A 16,964-nucleotide genomic window follows, 5' to 3' on the forward strand; every position below is an offset into this window, starting at 1 on the left:
ATCTGCGCCGCGCCGGTGATCATGTTCTTCACATAATCGGCGTGACCCGGGCAATCAACGTGCGCGTAGTGACGGTTTTCCGTCTCATACTCGACGTGAGCCGTGGAGATCGTGATGCCGCGGGCCTTTTCTTCAGGCGCGCCGTCGATCTCGTCATAAGCTTTTGCTGTCGCACCACCGGCCTCAGCCAGCGTCATCGTGATTGCAGCTGTCAGCGTCGTCTTGCCGTGGTCAACATGGCCAATCGTGCCAATGTTAACGTGCGGCTTCGTGCGCTCAAATTTTTCTTTCGCCATCGGATTACTCCGTTTCTCTATTTCTTAATGACTACAAGAGGTTAAGGTCAGGCGTACTTCGCCTGAACCTCTTCGGCGACGGCCTGCGGCACCTGCTCGTAGTGATCGAACACCATCGAATACTGCGCGCGGCCCTGAGACATGGAACGCAGGTTGTTCACGTAACCAAACATGTTGGCCAGCGGAACCATGGCGGTGATGACCGTGACAACACCACGATTTTCGGTGCCGGCAATCTGACCACGGCGGGAATTCAAGTCGCCAATCACGTCACCCATGTAGTCTTCAGGGGTGACAACCTCGACCTTCATGATCGGCTCGAGAAGTTTCGGGCCGGCCTTCTGGATGCCTTCGCGGAAACCGGCACGGCCGGCGATTTCAAAGGCAAGAACGGACGAGTCAACGTCGTGATATGCACCGTCAGTCAGTGTCGCCTTGATATCGAGCATCGGGAACCCGGCAATCGGACCGGAGGACATGACGCTTTCGATACCTTTGGAAACGCCCGGAATGTATTCCTTCGGAACGTTACCGCCGACAATCTTGCTCTCGAAGACAAAGCCTTCGTTTGCTTCCGCCGGCTCAATGGTGAGCTTGATGCGCGCGAACTGACCGGAACCACCAGACTGCTTCTTGTGGGTGTAATCCACTTCCGCAACCTTGGTGATGGTTTCACGGTAGGCCACCTGAGGCGCACCGATGTTCGCCTCGACCTTGAACTCGCGCTTCATGCGGTCGACGATGATGTCCAGATGCAGCTCGCCCATACCGGCGATGATGGTCTGACCGGATTCTTCATCTGTCTTCACGCGGAAGGACGGATCCTCGGCAGCCAGGCGGTTCAGGGCGAGGCCCATCTTTTCCTGGTCGCTCTTGGTCTTCGGCTCGACGGCGATCTCGATGACCGGCTCGGGGAATTCCATACGCTCCAGGATCACCGGCTTCAGCGCATCACACAGTGTGTCGCCTGTCGTCGTGTCCTTCAGACCCGCGATGGCAACGATGTCGCCTGCATAGGCAATATCGATGTCTTCCCGGGAGTTGGAGTGCATCTGCATCATCCGGCCGACACGCTCGCGCTTGTCTTTCACGGTGTTAAGCAGGGATACGCCCTTGTTCAGTACACCGGAATAGATGCGGCAGAACGTCAGAGAGCCGACGAACGGATCGTTGGCGATCTTGAAAGCCAGGAGACCGAGAGGCTCATCATCGGAAGCCTTGCGCTCGATCTCAGCTTCGTTCGACGGGTCAATACCCTTGATCGCCGGAACTTCGATCGGGCTCGGCAGATAATCGACGACAGCGTCGAGAAGCGGCTGAACACCCTTGTTCTTGAAGGCGGAACCGCAGAAGATCGGAACGAACTCGTTGTTGATCGTGCCTTTGCGGATCAACTTCTTGATCGTCTCGTTGGAGGGCTCCTCGCCTTCCAGGTAAGCTTCCGTGGCAGCTTCGTCGATCTCGACAACGGTTTCGATCAGGGTTTCGCGCGCTTCCTGAGCACGGTCGACCAGATCGGCAGGAATATCGACGACATCCCATGCGGCACCGAGATTTTCGGACTGCCAGATGAGCGCCTTCATTTCCAGCAGGTCGACAAGACCGGCAAATTCGTTTTCCGCACCAACCGGGATCTGCATGACCAGCGGAGTCGCGCCCAGGCGTTCCTTGATCATCTTGACGCAACGATCGAAGTCGGCGCCCAGCTTGTCCATCTTGTTGACGAAGATCATCCGCGGAACGTGATACTTGTCGGCCTGACGCCAGACAGTCTCGGTCTGCGGTTCGACACCGGCGTTGGCGTCCAGAAGAGCGACAGCACCGTCGAGCACACGCAGAGAACGTTCAACTTCAATGGTGAAGTCGACGTGACCCGGGGTGTCGATGATGTTCAGACGCTTTTCTTTCCAGAAAGCGGTAGTCGCAGCAGAGGTGATCGTGATGCCACGCTCCTGCTCCTGCTCCATCCAGTCCATGGTGGCCGCGCCGTCATGGACTTCACCGATCTTGTGGCTCTTGCCAGTGTAGTAAAGGATCCGCTCGGTCGTGGTCGTCTTGCCCGCATCGATGTGAGCCATGATGCCGAAGTTGCGGTAGTCCTCGATTTTATGCGTGCGCGCCATAGCGTCAGCCCTTCGAAGTCACAAATTACCAGCGATAGTGCGAGAACGCGCGGTTGGCATCGGCCATCCGGTGCGTGTCTTCGCGCTTCTTGACTGCGGTACCACGGTTGTTGGCCGCATCGAGCAGCTCGCCGGACAGGCGATCAACCATCGTGGTTTCGTTCCGGTTGCGCGCAGCTGTGATCAACCAGCGGATTGCCAGCGCCTGACGACGCTCAGTACGAACCTCAACCGGCACCTGGTAGGTTGCACCACCAACACGGCGGGAGCGGACTTCCACTTGCGGCATGACGTTCTCAAGAGCCGCATGAAACACCTCGATCGGGTTCTCGCGCGCCTTGTTCTCGACGACGTCGAAGGCACCGTAGACGATGCGCTCGGCGGCGGATTTCTTGCCGTCGTACATGATCGAGTTCATGAACTTGGTGACGACAACATCCCCGAATTTCGGATCCGGGTTGATTTCGCGTTTTTCAGCGCGGTGACGACGGGACATCTTGTGTGCTCCTTACTTCGGCCGCTTCGCGCCGTATTTCGAACGGCGCTGCTTACGATCCTTGACACCCTGTGTATCGAGCACACCACGGATGATGTGGTAGCGCACACCGGGCAAATCCTTCACGCGGCCGCCGCGGATCATCACCACCGAGTGTTCCTGAAGGTTGTGACCTTCACCCGGGATGTATCCGATGACCTCGAACCCGTTGGTCAGGCGGATCTTTGCCACCTTACGCAGAGCCGAGTTCGGCTTCTTCGGAGTCGTCGTGTAGACGCGGGTGCAAACACCACGCTTCTGGGGGCAGGCCTCCATGGCCGGCACCTTGTTCCGCTTGGGCGGATCTTTCCGCGGCTTGCGGATCAGCTGGTTGATGGTCGGCATTCTTTGCCCTTTACCTTGTCCATCCAAAAATTCGTATGCAACTGCAGTCCCCCGCTGACCCAACGCCCTGAAAGGAAAACCCTTCAAGACATGCAGAATCGCGCCCGCACGCTCCTGAGAGCGGCCGGCGCTGCGAAAAACCAGAGGACCACGAGTTGCCTCGCGGTCATGCAATCGACGCGTATTCGCCTATGTAACCCGGCAGCGTTTAAAAGGATTGGGTCCTGCGCTTAAGATCGCGCTGGACGGTTCACTCTTACCGCCTGCCCTTGGGATGCGCGGAAACTACTCATATGCACCCATTGCGTCAAGTGATTTATCGAAAAAACCGCATTTCCCGCGAAGGGAACCCGGGCGCCCTGTTTTCGACATGATTTCCGCCCCTTAGCCCAATTTATCGCAACGTTGTGGCGGATGTTTTGTAATATTCTTTCGCCGCCGGATTTTCCGAGCCGCGCCAGACGCCTGCCGGGCAGGAATCGCCTGCCCGTCCGCGGCAGGGCTGCCATGCGGTTTGCGCGCACGTCGACTCGCCCTTCGCGCCAGGTCAGCCGCGACATACGCTCAGGCGGTGAAAGTCACGATCGCGACGTTGCCGGAAAGTGCATCCTGATAGGCGCCCTCATAGACAGCGTCGTCCGGTTCACCGTCCATAACCCCGATCTGGTCGAGTTCGGCTTCGGCAAAGCCCTGGGTGGACAGCGATTCCAGTGTCTTGCGCACGGCATCGTCTTCATCCGCGGCGGTCAGCAGAGCATGGATCGTGATGGCGTCGTCCGGAGAAGCTTCCTCCTTCTCCCAGACCCTGCCGATCACGATGTAGACCACCGGCTCCATTTCCACGTCGTTGTCATTCATGTGTCAGGTCTCTTTTTTACGCTTTATACAAGAAAGGCCGCCCGGAGGCGGCCTTTTTTATCGGGTCGGTCGTCGCGTCTCCGGTTATTCGGCGGCGCCGGTCATGTCTTCCAGAAGACCTTCCGCGGCACTCTCCGAAGACTGTTGACGCTGCGCTTCCTGAATCAGGTCGTCGCGATGCGCCGCAATCTTGCGGATCCGCTTCATCACCCCACCGGTACCGGCCGGGATCAGACGGCCCACGATGACGTTCTCCTTCAGGCCGACAAGCGGGTCGGTCTTGCCGTTGACAGCCGCGTCGGTAAGAACACGGGTCGTCTCCTGGAAGGAGGCGGCGGAGAAGAAGGACCGGGTCTGCAGGGATGCCTTGGTGATCCCGAGAAGAACCGGAGATCCCTTAGCCGGGTCGCGAGCCTTGTCGACGGCGCGGCGGTTGGCATCCTCGAAATCGAGCTTGTCGACCTGTTCGCCGGAGAAGAACTCCGTATCGCCCGGATCGGTAATCTCGATCTTCTGCAGCATCTGACGGACAATCACCTCGATGTGCTTGTCGTTGATCGTCACGCCCTGCAACCGGTAGACTTCCTGGATCTCGTTGACGAGATAGGCGGCAAGCGCCTCCACGCCTTTAACGGCAAGGATGTCGTGCGGAGCCGGGTTCCCGTCGAGAATGTACTCACCCTTTTCAATGGCATCGCCTTCCTGCAGATGGAAATGCTTGCCTTTCGGGATGAGGTATTCGACGGGCTCTGCCCCTTCCTCGGACGGATCGATGATGACCCGGCGCTTGTTCTTGTAGTCGCGGCCGAAGCGGATCGTGCCGTCGATTTCGGCAATGATCGCGTGATCCTTCGGACGACGGGCCTCGAACAATTCCGCGACACGCGGCAGACCACCGGTGATGTCCTTGGTCTTGGCGCTTTCCAGCGGAATACGGGCCAGAACGTCACCGGCCTTGACGCTTGCGCCGGGCTGGACGGACAGGATCGCATCCACGGAAAGCATCAGGCGGGCATCGGAACCACGCTGGTTTTTCGAGATCTCGCCCTTGTCGTTCTTGACGACGATGGCCGGTTTCAGATCCGCACCGCGCTGGGAAGACCGCCAGTCGATGACAACACGCTTGGTGATGCCTGTCGCCTCGTCGGCCGTTTCCTGAACGGATGAACCGTCAACCAGATCCTCGAAGTCCACGATACCGTCGACTTCCGCAAGCATCGGCCGTGTATACGGATCCCATTCAGCGATCCGCTGGCCGCGTTTGACCGCATCGCCCTCGTCCACATGCAGCCTGGAACCGTAGGCAACACGATGCACGGCACGCTCATTGCCGTCGCTGTCGATGACAACGATGGACATGTTGCGGACCATGGCAATCAGGTTGCCGTCGGAATCACGCTGAACAGACCGGTTACGGATCTTGATGGTACCATCGACGTTGGACTCGATGAACGAGCTGTCGACAACCTGCGCCGTGCCGCCGATGTGGAACGTCCGCATCGTCAGCTGGGTGCCCGGCTCACCGATGGACTGCGCGGCGATAACACCGACAGCTTCACCGAGGTTGACCGGAGTACCGCGGGCAAGGTCACGGCCGTAGCAGGTCCCGCACACGCCTGTTTCGGTTTCACAGGTCAGAACCGAACGGATCTTGATCTGCTGAACCTTGGCGGCCTCGACCGCGTCAACATCCTTTTCGTCGATCAGCTTGCCCTTTGGAACAAGCAGCTCGCCGGTCAGGTTGTTGAAGACGTCCTCGGCGGTCGTACGGCCGAGAACGCGCATACCGAGTGTGGCGATGACGTTACCGGCATCGACGATCGGTGCAACGGTGATGCCACGCTCGGAACCGCAATCCGGCTCCAGGATGATCGAATCCTGCGCGACATCCACCAGACGGCGGGTCAGGTAACCCGAGTTCGCGGTCTTCAGTGCCGTGTCGGCCAGACCCTTACGGGCACCGTGGGTGGAGTTGAAGTACTCCAGAACCGACAGGCCTTCCTTGAAGTTCGAGATGATCGGGTTCTCGATGATGGAACCGTCCGGCTTGGCCATCAGGCCGCGCATGCCGGCCAGCTGCTTCATCTGCTGGGGCGAACCACGGGCACCGGAGTGGGACATCATGTAAACCGAGTTCATCGGCTTCTGGCGTCCGGTCTCTTCATCGATCTGGACCGCCTTGATGCGGGCCATCATCTCGTCGGCGATCTTGTCTGTGCATTTCGCCCAGGCATCGACCACCTTGTTATACTTCTCGCCCTGGGTGATCAGGCCGTCGTTGTACTGCTGCTCGTATTCGGTGGCGAGAGCGGTCGTTTCGGCAACCAGCTTTATCTTGGTGTCCGGAATGACCATGTCGTCCATGCCGAAGGAAATGCCTGCCTTACAAGCGTTCCTGAAGCCGAGCTGCATGATCCGGTCACAGAAGATGACCGTCTCTTTCTGACCGCAGGCACGGTAAACCGTGTCGATCATCTTGGAGATGTCCTTCTTCGTCATCAGCTTGTTGCAGACGTCGAAGGGCACTTCGTGATGATTGGGCAGAAGTTCCGCGATCAGCATGCGGCCCGGTGTGGTCTCGATGATATCGGAAGTCGGATTGCCTTCCGCATCGATGTTCTTGTACCGGCCCCTGATCTTGGTGTGCAGCGTGATGACCTTGTTGGCCAGCGCGTGGTGGATCTCGCCGATGTCGCCGAAGGCCATGCCTTCACCCGGCTCGCCCTCTGCCATGATGGAGAGGTAGTAGAGACCGAGAACAATATCCTGCGACGGCACGATGATCGGACCACCGTTCGCCGGGTGCAGAATGTTGTTGGTGGACATCATCAAGGTCCGCGCTTCCAGCTGGGCTTCCAGCGAAAGCGGCACGTGAACGGCCATCTGGTCGCCGTCGAAGTCGGCGTTGAACGCCGAACACACGAGCGGGTGCAGCTGGATAGCCTTGCCTTCGATCAGCGTCGGTTCGAACGCCTGAATGCCAAGACGGTGCAGGGTCGGAGCGCGGTTCAGCAGAACCGGGTGCTCGCGGATCACCTCGTCCAGGATATCCCAGACCTCGGGGCGTTCCTTTTCCACCAATTTCTTGGCCTGCTTCACCGTCGAGGAGAAGCCCTTGGCGTCGAGACGCGAATAGATGAACGGCTTGAACAGCTCGAGCGCCATCTTCTTCGGCAGTCCGCACTGATGCAGCTTCAGTTCCGGACCCACGGTGATCACCGAACGGCCGGAATAGTCGACGCGCTTGCCGAGCAGGTTCTGACGGAAGCGGCCCTGCTTGCCTTTCAGCATGTCGGACAGCGACTTCAGCGGACGCTTGTTGGCACCCGTGATGACACGGCCGCGGCGGCCATTGTCGAACAGGGCGTCAACGGATTCCTGCAGCATGCGTTTTTCGTTCCGGATGATGATGTCCGGAGCACGCAGTTCCATCAGACGGCGCAGACGGTTGTTCCGGTTGATCACGCGGCGGTACAGATCGTTCAGATCCGAAGTCGCGAACCGGCCGCCGTCCAGCGGAACCAGCGGACGCAGGTCCGGCGGAATGACCGGGACAACGGTCATGATCATCCACTCCGGGCGGTTGCCCGATTCCATGAAGGCTTCGATGACCTTCAGACGCTTGGCCAGCTTCTTCGGCTTCAGCTCGGTGGTCGCCTCGGCGATTTCCTGACGCAGCTTCTCGCTCTCGCGCTCCAGATCCATGCTCATCAGGATCTCGCGGATCGCTTCTGCGCCGATCATTGCCGTGAAGGCATCCTCGCCATACTCTTCCTGAGCGTTGGCGAAGTCTTCTTCCGACAGCAGCTGGTGCTGCTTGAGCGGCGTCAGGCCCGGCTCGAGAACCACGTAGTTCTCGAAGTAGAGAACCCGCTCAAGATCCTTCAGCGTCATGTCGAGCAGCAGGCCGATGCGGCTCGGCAGCGACTTCAGGAACCAGATGTGAGCCACCGGTGCGGCCAGCTCGATATGGCCCATACGCTCGCGGCGAACCCGCGACAGGGTGACTTCGACGCCACACTTCTCGCAGATGACGCCCTTGTATTTCATGCGCTTGTATTTGCCGCACAGGCACTCGTAGTCCTTGATCGGACCAAAGATGCGTGCGCAGAACAGGCCGTCGCGCTCAGGCTTGAACGTACGGTAGTTGATGGTCTCCGGCTTTTTGATTTCGCCGAAAGACCATGACAAAATCTTCTCCGGGCTCGCGAGCGAAATCCGGATATTGTCGAAGGTCTGTGCGGGAGCCTGCTGATTGAACAGGTTCATGACCTCATGATTCATGGTCCATCTCCTTCGATGCACGGCCGGGAAGCGGGCGTTGTTGCCCCTCCCCGTCACCGGCATACCAAGTCATTCGGGGTCCGTTGCCGGGGTTACTCTGCCGCGTCTGCAGTTTCTTCCCCGGCAATCATGGGCTTGTCATTGCGTTGAAGTTCAACGTTGAGACCCAGCGACCGCATTTCCTTCACGAGCACGTTGAAGCTTTCCGGAATGCCCGCCTCGAATGTGTCGTCGCCGCGAACGATGGCCTCGTAGACCTTCGTACGGCCGGCAACGTCATCCGACTTGACCGTGAGCATTTCCTGCAGCGTGTAGGCTGCACCGTAAGCTTCAAGAGCCCAGACTTCCATTTCCCCGAAGCGCTGTCCGCCGAACTGCGCCTTACCACCCAGCGGCTGCTGGGTAACGAGCGAGTACGGGCCGATCGAACGGGCATGGATCTTGTCATCAACCAGGTGGTGGAGCTTCAGCATGTAGATGTAGCCCACGGTCACCTTGCGGTCGAATTCCTCACCGGTCCGGCCATCATAGAGGACGGACTGTCCGCTCTGATCGTAGCCGGCGGTGTTGAGCGCATCGACCACGTCCGGCTCACGGGCACCATCGAAGACCGGCGTCGCGATTGAAACGCCCTTCTTCAGCTGATCCGCCAGGCGCACGATGCTCTCGTCATCATATTCCTGAACGGGGTCGCCCTTGAGGTTGTCACCATAGATCTCGACGATCTTGCCGCGCAGCTCGTTGATCTCGCCGGACTTCCTGTACTCTTCGTAGAGTTCACCGATCCGGTTGCCCATGCCGCGGCAGGCCCAGCCCAGATGGGTCTCCAGGATCTGACCGACGTTCATGCGCGAGGGAACGCCAAGCGGGTTCAGCACGATGTCGACATGGGTTCCGTCCGCTAGGAACGGCATGTCTTCGCACGGGTTGATCTTGGACACCACGCCCTTGTTGCCGTGACGGCCGGCCATCTTGTCGCCCGGCTGAAGCTTGCGCTTCACCGCAACGAAGACCTTGACCATCTTCATGACGCCCGGCGGCAATTCGTCTCCGCGCTGCAGCTTCTCGACCTTGTCGATGAAGCGCTGCTCGAGGCGCTTGCGGCTGTCGTCATACTGACCGCGCAGGGCTTCGATCTCGGACATGAACTTCTCGTCGTCGCAGGCAAACTGCCACCACTGCGAGCGCGGGAAGTCGTTGAGAACGTCCCCGGTCAGTTCGGTGTCCTTCTTGAAGCCCTTGGGGCCGGCAATGGCGGACTTGCCCATCAGCATCTCGGCCAGACGGCCGTAGACGTTGCGGTCAAGGATCGCCTGTTCATCGTCGCGGTCCTTCGCAAGACGCTCGATTTCCTCGCGCTCGATTGCCATGGCGCGCTCGTCTTTTTCAACGCCGTGGCGGTTGAAGACGCGCACTTCGACGACCGTGCCGGAAACGCCCGGCGGCAGGCGCAGGGAGGTGTCGCGGACATCGGAGGCCTTTTCACCGAAGATGGCGCGCAGAAGCTTTTCTTCCGGCGTCATCGGGCTTTCGCCCTTCGGTGTGATCTTGCCGACAAGGATGTCGCCAGGATGAAGTTCGGCGCCGATATAGACGATGCCGGCTTCGTCGAGGTTCTTCAGCGCTTCTTCCGATACGTTCGGAATGTCGCGGGTGATTTCCTCAGGTCCAAGCTTGGTGTCACGGGCCATCACCTCGAATTCTTCAAGATGGATGGACGTGAACACGTCGTCGGAAACGATCCGTTCGGACAGGAGGATGGAATCCTCGAAGTTGTAGCCGTTCCACGGCATGAACGCGACGAGCACGTTCTTGCCGAGCGCCAGATCGCCGAGGTCGGTCGACGGACCGTCCGCGATGATATCGCCCTTGTTGATCCTGTCGCCCACACGCACCAGCGGACGCTGGTTGATGCAGGTGTTCTGGTTGGACCGCTGGAACTTCTGCAGACGGTAGATATCGACACCGGACTTGCCCGGGTCGAGGTCTTCCGTCGCGCGGATAACGATACGGGTGGCATCCACCTGATCGACCACGCCCGCACGCCGGGCGCCGATGGCGGCGCCGGAATCGCGTGCCACGATCGGCTCCATGCCGGTGCCGACAAACGGCGCTTCGGCGCGCACCAGAGGCACGGCCTGACGCTGCATGTTCGAGCCCATCAGCGCGCGGTTCGCGTCATCGTTCTCCAGGAACGGAATGAGCGCGGCTGCGACCGAGACGAGCTGTTTCGGCGACACGTCCATGAGGTCGACCTTGTCGGACGGAACCATCATGTTTTCACCGGCGTGACGGCAGGTGATCAGTTCTTCCGTGAACTTGCCATCGTCGTCATAGACCGCGTTGGACTGAGCCACATAGTGCTTGGCTTCCTCCATCGCGGACAGATAGACGACTTCGTTGGTTACGGCGGCGTCCTTGACCTTGCGGTACGGGCTTTCGATAAAGCCGTATTTGTTCACACGGGCAAAGGTCGCGAGCGAGTTGATCAGACCGATGTTCGGACCTTCCGGGGTCTCGATCGGGCAGATACGACCGTAGTGCGTCGGGTGAACGTCACGAACTTCGAAGCCTGCGCGTTCACGGGTCAGACCGCCCGGCCCGAGCGCCGAAAGACGGCGCTTGTGGGTGACTTCCGACAAAGGATTGGTCTGATCCATGAACTGCGACAGCTGCGAAGAGCCGAAGAACTCACGCACGGCGGCGGCCGCCGGCTTCGCATTGATCAGGTCCTGCGGCATCACGGTGTCGATCTCGACGGAGCTCATCCGCTCCTTGATCGCACGTTCCATGCGCAGAAGGCCGACGCGATACTGATTTTCCATCAGCTCGCCGACGGAGCGCACACGGCGGTTGCCGAGGTTGTCGATGTCGTCGATCTCGCCCTTGCCGTCACGCAGTTGCAGAAGCACCCGGATGACTTCCAGGATGTCTTCCTTGCGCAGTGTCCGGACGGTATCCTCGCACTCCACATCGAGACGCATGTTCATCTTCACGCGGCCGACGGCTGACAGATCGTAGCGCTCTCCGTCGAAGAACAGCGACTGGAACATCGCTTCGGCGGTGTCGATGGTGGGCGGTTCGCCCGGGCGCATCACGCGGTAGATATCGAACAGCGCGTCTTCGCGGGACTCGTTCTTGTCGACCGCAAGCGTGTTGCGGATATAGGCGCCGGTATTCACATGGTCGATGTCTAGCATCGACAGTTCGTGATACCCGCGCTCGACCAGTTCTTCCAGCAGCTTGCCGGTGATTTCAGCGCCGGCTTCAGCGAAGATCTCGCCGCTCGTCGCGTCGACGATGTCCTCGGCGAGATACTGCGCGTGCAGATCCTCGTCGGTGACCTTGAGGGCGGTGACACCCTTTTCGTCGAGCTGCTTGATGGTCCGCGCGGTGATCTTGCGGCCGCCTTCCACGACGACTTCGCCGCTATCGGCGTCGATCAGGTCGTAAGAGGCTTTGGTGCCCTTCAGCCGGCTGCCGTCGAACGGCATGCGCCAGGAACCGTCTTTCTGACGGGTATAATCGACACGCTCGTAGAAAGTGTTGAGGATTTCCTCGCCGTCAAGGCCCAGAGCCATCAGCAGCGATGTGACCGGGATCTTGCGGCGGCGGTCGATGCGCGCATGCACGATGTCCTTGGCGTCGAACTCGATGTCGAGCCAGGAACCGCGATAGGGGATCACGCGGGCGGCGAACAGCAGCTTGCCGGACGAATGGGTCTTGCCCTTGTCATGATCGAAGAAAACGCCCGGAGAACGGTGCATCTGGGAGACGATCACACGCTCGGTACCGTTGACGATGAAAGTGCCGTTGTCGGTCATGAACGGCATGTCGCCCATGTAGACATCCTGTTCCTTGATGTCTTTGACGGACTTGGCACCGGTATCTTCGTCGACGTCGAACACGATGAGGCGCAGAGTGACCTTCAGCGGCGCGGCGAAAGTCATATCGCGCTGACGGCACTCATCGACATCGTATTTGGGAGCTTCGAATTCGAAGGAAACAAATTCCAGAAGGGAGGTGCCCGCAAAATCTGAAATCGGGAATACGGACTGGAAGACTGCTTCAAGGCCTTCCACTTTGCGGCCGCCACCCGGCATCTCGTCGACCTGCAGGAACTGGTCGTAGGATGCTTTTTGAACCTCGATGAGATTGGGCATTGCCGCGACATCGCGGATCGATCCGTAGTATTTACGGACCTTTTTGCGACCGTTGAACGTTTGGGTCATTGTCGCTCCTCGTATCGGCCGGGTAACGGCTTCCCGAAACGCCCCTTATCCAATCGGGCAAGCGCCCGGGCGCTTCGGAAAACCGTCCCCCTGGATCAACCTGCCTTGAAGTGCCATCACCTCAAGTCGGACCGGTTGATCGGTCTAAGGGGTCCAGAACATCTTGCTCTGCGTCCTCACGAACGCAGGATGCCCTAGTGGGACTTTTGCCCCGGAAACGGGAAGAACCCGCCGGGGCAAGAAACGGTCCCGGGACCCCCGGGACCGCCTGAAAGGCAAAAAGCCTCTATTACTTCAGCTCTACAGAAGCACCGGCTTCTTCGAGCTTCTTCTTCAGCTCTTCAGCTTCGTCCTTGCCAACAGCTTCCTTGACCGGCTTCGGAGCGGACTCGACGAGCTCCTTAGCTTCTTTCAGGCCAAGACCGGTGATTGCACGGACTTCCTTGATGACGTTGATTTTCTTGTCGCCGGCGGCGGTCAGAACAACGTCAAATTCGGTTTTCTCTTCAGCAGCGGCACCTGCATCGCCACCACCGGCAGCAGCAGCGACAGCAACCGGAGCAGCGGCGGAAACGCCCCACTTTTCTTCCAGAAGCTTGGACAGTTCAGCCGCTTCCATGACGGTCAATGCGGACAGGTCGTCTACGAGCTTTTCAAGATCAGCCATTTTTCAGTACCTTTAGTTCGAACCAATATCGGTTACGTCAGACAGTGTGTTTGGACGCCTTACGCGGCCTCATCCTTCGCGGCATACGCGCCGAAGACGCGGGCAAGCTGCCCGGCCGGTGCGTTGACAACCTGGGCAATCCGGGATGCCGGGGTCTGAATCATGCCAACCAGTTTCGCGCGCAGCTCATCGAGCGACGGCATGGTTGCCAGAGACTTGACCCCATCCGGGTTCAGGTTGGTTGTACCAAGAGCACCGCCAAGAATCGCAAACTTTTCGTTTGCCTTGGCGAAATCGACGGCTGCTTTCGGAGCGGCTACCGGATCGTCGGAGTAGACGAGTACGGTCGGGCCCTGAAACAGGTCGGAGATGTGCTCAAGGTCAGTGCCTTGAAGGGCGAGTTTGATAAGGCGGTTTTTCGCGACTTTTACAGTGCCGCCGGCTTCACGCACAGACGCCCGCAATGCGGTCATCTGAGCAACCGAAAGACCTGCATAGTGCGCAACGACAACAACACTGGTGTTACCCAGCTCGGTGTTGAGAGACGTCACGAACTCGTGCTTTTCCGCTCTTTCCACTTGCCTTCTCCATTTGGCGGCGTCACCGCCGCCGGTTTACCTTTGCCGCCTGGCGGATGGTCCCGAACCCGGAACCGTCTCGCTGGACGACGCTCAGGGTCCTGTCCCCTCACCTTCACGCCAGTGCGGCGCGCGGCAAGGTCTGGTTCGAACCGGGGTTTTCCGCATGCGCGGAGAATTCGGCTCTCACCCATCTATGCAGGCCTTGATGGCTTAAGCCGGTTTCCCGGCACCTGCAGTCTCGGACAGGGCAACCCGGCGGCGAACCGCCGGATTTTTCCGGCCTTGCGGCCGAAATCTTGGTTTCAACCCGGAAAAACCGGATTATTCGCCAGCAATGCTGGCCAGATCGACTTTCAGGCCCGGGCCCATCGTCGAGGAGACGGCGATGCGCTTCAGGTAGGACCCTTTCGAGCCGGAAGGCTTGGCCTTCTGGACGGCGTCGATCAGAGCCTTGACGTTCTGGGTGATCGCCTCTTCGGAGAACGACACCTTGCCGACGCCTGCATGCACGATGCCGGCCTTTTCGACGCGGAACTGGACGGCGCCGCCCTTGGCGTCGTTCACAGCGGACGTCACGTCCGGGGTTACGGTGCCGATTTTCGGGTTCGGCATCAGACCGCGCGGGCCGAGCACCTTACCGAGACGGCCAACCAGCGGCATCATGTCCGGGGTCGCGATGCAGCGATCGAAATCGATCTTGCCGCCCTGGACTTCCTGAACCAGCTCTTCCGCACCAACGATGTCGGCGCCAGCGGCCTTGGCTTCGTCAGCCTTGTCGCCACGGGCGAACACGGCGACGCGGACGCTCTTGCCTGTGCCGTTCGGCAGCACGCACACGCCACGGACCATCTGGTCGGCATGGCGCGGATCGACACCGAGATTGATCGCGATTTCGACGGTTTCGTCGAACTTCGTCTTGGAGCGTTCCTTCACGAGGCCAATGGCCTCGTTCAGCGAATATTCCTTGTTACGGTCGAGGCCTTCACGAGCGGCCTTGGTACGTTTTCCAATTTTCGCCATGATCTTACTCCGATACCTCAATGCCCATGGACCGGGCGGAACCTTCGACCATCAGCATCGCAGCTTCGATGTTGTTGGCGTTCAGGTCCTTCATCTTGGCTTCGGCGATTTCCTTCACCTGAGCCCTGGTCACGGAACCGACCGTGCCGCGGCCAGGGGTCTGCGACCCCTTCTGCAGCTTGGAAGCCTTCTTCAGGAAGAAGCTCACCGGAGCCGTCTTCACTTCGAAGGTGAAGGACTTGTCGGAGTAGTAGGTAATTACGGTCGGGCACGGAGCACCCTTCTCGACATCCTGGGTCTGCGCGTTGAACGCCTTGCAGAATTCCATGATGTTGAGACCACGCTGACCGAGCGCCGGCCCGATGGGCGGCGACGGGGTCGCGGATCCTGCAGGCACCTGAAGCTTCAGGAAGCCATCAATTTTCTTCGCCATATCTGTCTCCAGTCATTCGCAGCCGGACGGCAATCCGTCTGCATGGGAGCTGGTGGTCCGGTCCTTGCCGATGCCCGGCGAAGAGCATCAGAACCTTCCACCTGTTTCATCCCGCCGAACCGCCTTGCGGGCAATCCTTGCGGGCACTTGTACCGTCTTCGAAACAATCCGCGCTCACATGACGTCACATGAACGTGGCCCGTTGGAAAGACGGCGAACAGTCAGAGCTTGTCGACCTGACCGAATTCCAGTTCCACCGGCGTTGCACGGCCGAAGATGGACACGGCCACCTTGAGACGCGCGCGCTCGTCGTCGACTTCCTCGACCAGGCCAGAGAAAGAGGCGAACGGCCCGTCGGACACACGCACCTGCTCGCCAACCTCGAAGCTGACGGACGGCTTCGGACGATCCACACCTTCCTGAACCTGGTTCAGGATGCGCAGGGCTTCCTTTTCCGGGATCGGCATCGGCTTCTGGTCGGACCCCAGGAAACCGGTGACTTTCGGCGTGTCCTTGATCAGGTGAAAGGCTTCGTTGGTCATGTCCATCTTCACCAGGACATAGCCCGGGAAGAACTTGCGCTCGGCGTCCACCTTGCGGCCGCGGCGCACCTCGACAACCTTTTCCATCGGAACGAGAATTTCCTCAAAAAGATCGGACAGGCCTTTCTGCACGGCCTTTTCGCGGATGGACTCGGCGACCTTCTTCTCAAAATTGGAATAGGCATGCACAATGTACCAGCGCTTGGCCATAGATCTCAGTTCCGTTTCTTGTTCTTTGTCTTCAGACCGGGCGGCAGGCTTCAACTAGCCGCCGACACCCAGCACATAGCCGATTCCCAGGCTCATCAGCTGATCCGCCACAAGGAAAAAGATCGAGGCGATCATCACCATGATGAACACCATGACGGTGGTCACGGCGGTCTCGCGGCGCGTCGGCCAAGTTACCTTGGACGTTTCAGAGCGCACTTCCTGGATAAATTTGAAGGGATTGGTCTTCGCCATTCCGGTTCCGGTCTGTTAAATACGAGTGGGCGCGCGAAATTACTTCGCGCGCCTCACTCGAGGAAACTCTTAAGCCCTCGAGGGCGATTAATCAAGAACAAATTGGCAGGGGCAGCAGGGTTCGAACCCGCGACCTACGGTTTTGGAGACCGTCGCTCTACCAGCTGAGCTATACCCCTGCAAAAGAACCGCCTATGGCGATCCCGCTCCTGATACCCCCTGATGCCGCGTACAGCAACATTTAAGAGGGCAGACTGCCGGGCACAAGCCCGGCAGCCGATTTCGTCTTACTCGACGATGGATGCAACGACGCCTGCGCCGACGGTCCGGCCACCTTCGCGGATAGCGAAGCGCAGGCCTTCTTCCATGGCGATCGGCACGATCAGTTCAACGTCAACGGAGACGTTGTCGCCCGGCATCACCATTTCCGTGCCTTCCGGCAGGGACACGACACCGGTCACGTCCGTCGTACGGAAGTAGAACTGCGGACGGTAGTTGGTGAAGAACGGTGTATGACGGCCGCCCTCTTCCTTCGTCAGGATGTAGGCTTCTGCCTTGAACTTCGTGTGCGGGGTAACAGAACCCG

Annotated in this window: 13 protein-coding genes, 1 tRNA gene and 1 pseudogene; all 15 read right to left on the reverse strand. The window is 59.3% G+C overall.

What is annotated here, in order from left to right; all coding sequences use genetic code 11:
* A partial coding sequence (locus OA90_RS26635; RefSeq protein ID WP_244274695.1) for a GTP-binding protein occupies nucleotides 1-296 on the reverse strand: 296 nt, incomplete at its 3' end.
* A gap of 47 nt (nucleotides 297-343) precedes the next feature.
* A complete protein-coding gene (gene fusA, locus OA90_RS26640) occupies nucleotides 344-2,419 on the reverse strand; it encodes an elongation factor G (protein ID WP_068419971.1) in 2,076 nt (691 codons plus the stop codon).
* A gap of 25 nt (nucleotides 2,420-2,444) precedes the next feature.
* The gene (gene rpsG, locus OA90_RS26645; protein WP_068419973.1) at nucleotides 2,445-2,915 is read right to left on the reverse strand and encodes a 30S ribosomal protein S7; all 471 of its coding nucleotides are present in this window, start codon (nucleotides 2,913-2,915) and stop codon (nucleotides 2,445-2,447) included.
* Between the two features lie 12 nt (nucleotides 2,916-2,927).
* Entirely contained in the window at nucleotides 2,928-3,299 is a 372-nt protein-coding gene (rpsL, locus tag OA90_RS26650) for a 30S ribosomal protein S12 (RefSeq protein ID WP_006936459.1), read from the reverse strand.
* Between the two features lie 564 nt (nucleotides 3,300-3,863).
* Nucleotides 3,864-4,157, reverse strand: a complete 294-nt coding sequence (locus OA90_RS26655) for a regulator (protein ID WP_068419975.1) — start codon at nucleotides 4,155-4,157, stop codon at nucleotides 3,864-3,866.
* Between the two features lie 84 nt (nucleotides 4,158-4,241).
* A complete protein-coding gene (gene rpoC / locus OA90_RS26660) occupies nucleotides 4,242-8,441 on the reverse strand; it encodes a DNA-directed RNA polymerase subunit beta' (RefSeq protein WP_068419977.1) in 4,200 nt (1,399 codons plus the stop codon).
* A gap of 92 nt (nucleotides 8,442-8,533) precedes the next feature.
* Complete coding sequence (gene rpoB / locus OA90_RS26665) at nucleotides 8,534-12,673, reverse strand: DNA-directed RNA polymerase subunit beta (protein ID WP_068419979.1); 4,140 nt, start codon at nucleotides 12,671-12,673, stop codon at nucleotides 8,534-8,536.
* Between the two features lie 289 nt (nucleotides 12,674-12,962).
* Entirely contained in the window at nucleotides 12,963-13,340 is a 378-nt protein-coding gene (gene rplL / locus OA90_RS26670) for a 50S ribosomal protein L7/L12 (protein ID WP_068419982.1), read from the reverse strand.
* Nucleotides 13,341-13,399: 59 nt separating this feature from the next.
* Entirely contained in the window at nucleotides 13,400-13,918 is a 519-nt protein-coding gene (rplJ, locus tag OA90_RS26675) for a 50S ribosomal protein L10 (protein WP_068419984.1), read from the reverse strand.
* A 324-nt stretch (nucleotides 13,919-14,242) separates the two neighbouring features.
* Nucleotides 14,243-14,941, reverse strand: coding sequence for a 50S ribosomal protein L1 (gene rplA, locus OA90_RS26680; RefSeq protein ID WP_068419986.1), 699 nt, complete (start codon nucleotides 14,939-14,941; stop codon nucleotides 14,243-14,245).
* Between the two features lie 4 nt (nucleotides 14,942-14,945).
* Nucleotides 14,946-15,374: a 50S ribosomal protein L11 gene (gene rplK / locus OA90_RS26685; protein ID WP_068419988.1), complete on the reverse strand. Its 429-nt coding sequence runs from the start codon at nucleotides 15,372-15,374 to the stop codon at nucleotides 14,946-14,948.
* A 221-nt stretch (nucleotides 15,375-15,595) separates the two neighbouring features.
* On the reverse strand, nucleotides 15,596-16,126 hold the full coding sequence (nusG, locus tag OA90_RS26690; protein ID WP_068419990.1) for a transcription termination/antitermination protein NusG: 531 nt from the start codon (nucleotides 16,124-16,126) through the stop codon (nucleotides 15,596-15,598).
* Between the two features lie 54 nt (nucleotides 16,127-16,180).
* Entirely contained in the window at nucleotides 16,181-16,378 is a 198-nt protein-coding gene (secE, locus tag OA90_RS26695; RefSeq protein WP_068419992.1) for a preprotein translocase subunit SecE, read from the reverse strand.
* A gap of 103 nt (nucleotides 16,379-16,481) precedes the next feature.
* A tRNA-Trp gene (locus OA90_RS26700) sits at nucleotides 16,482-16,557 on the reverse strand.
* Nucleotides 16,558-16,665: 108 nt separating this feature from the next.
* Nucleotides 16,666-16,964, reverse strand: a pseudogene (tuf, locus tag OA90_RS26705) (elongation factor Tu); the annotation flags it as partial.

Origin of the sequence: Labrenzia sp. OB1, from assembly GCF_001624695.1 — a bacterium.
Taxonomy (GTDB): domain Bacteria; phylum Pseudomonadota; class Alphaproteobacteria; order Rhizobiales; family Stappiaceae; genus Roseibium.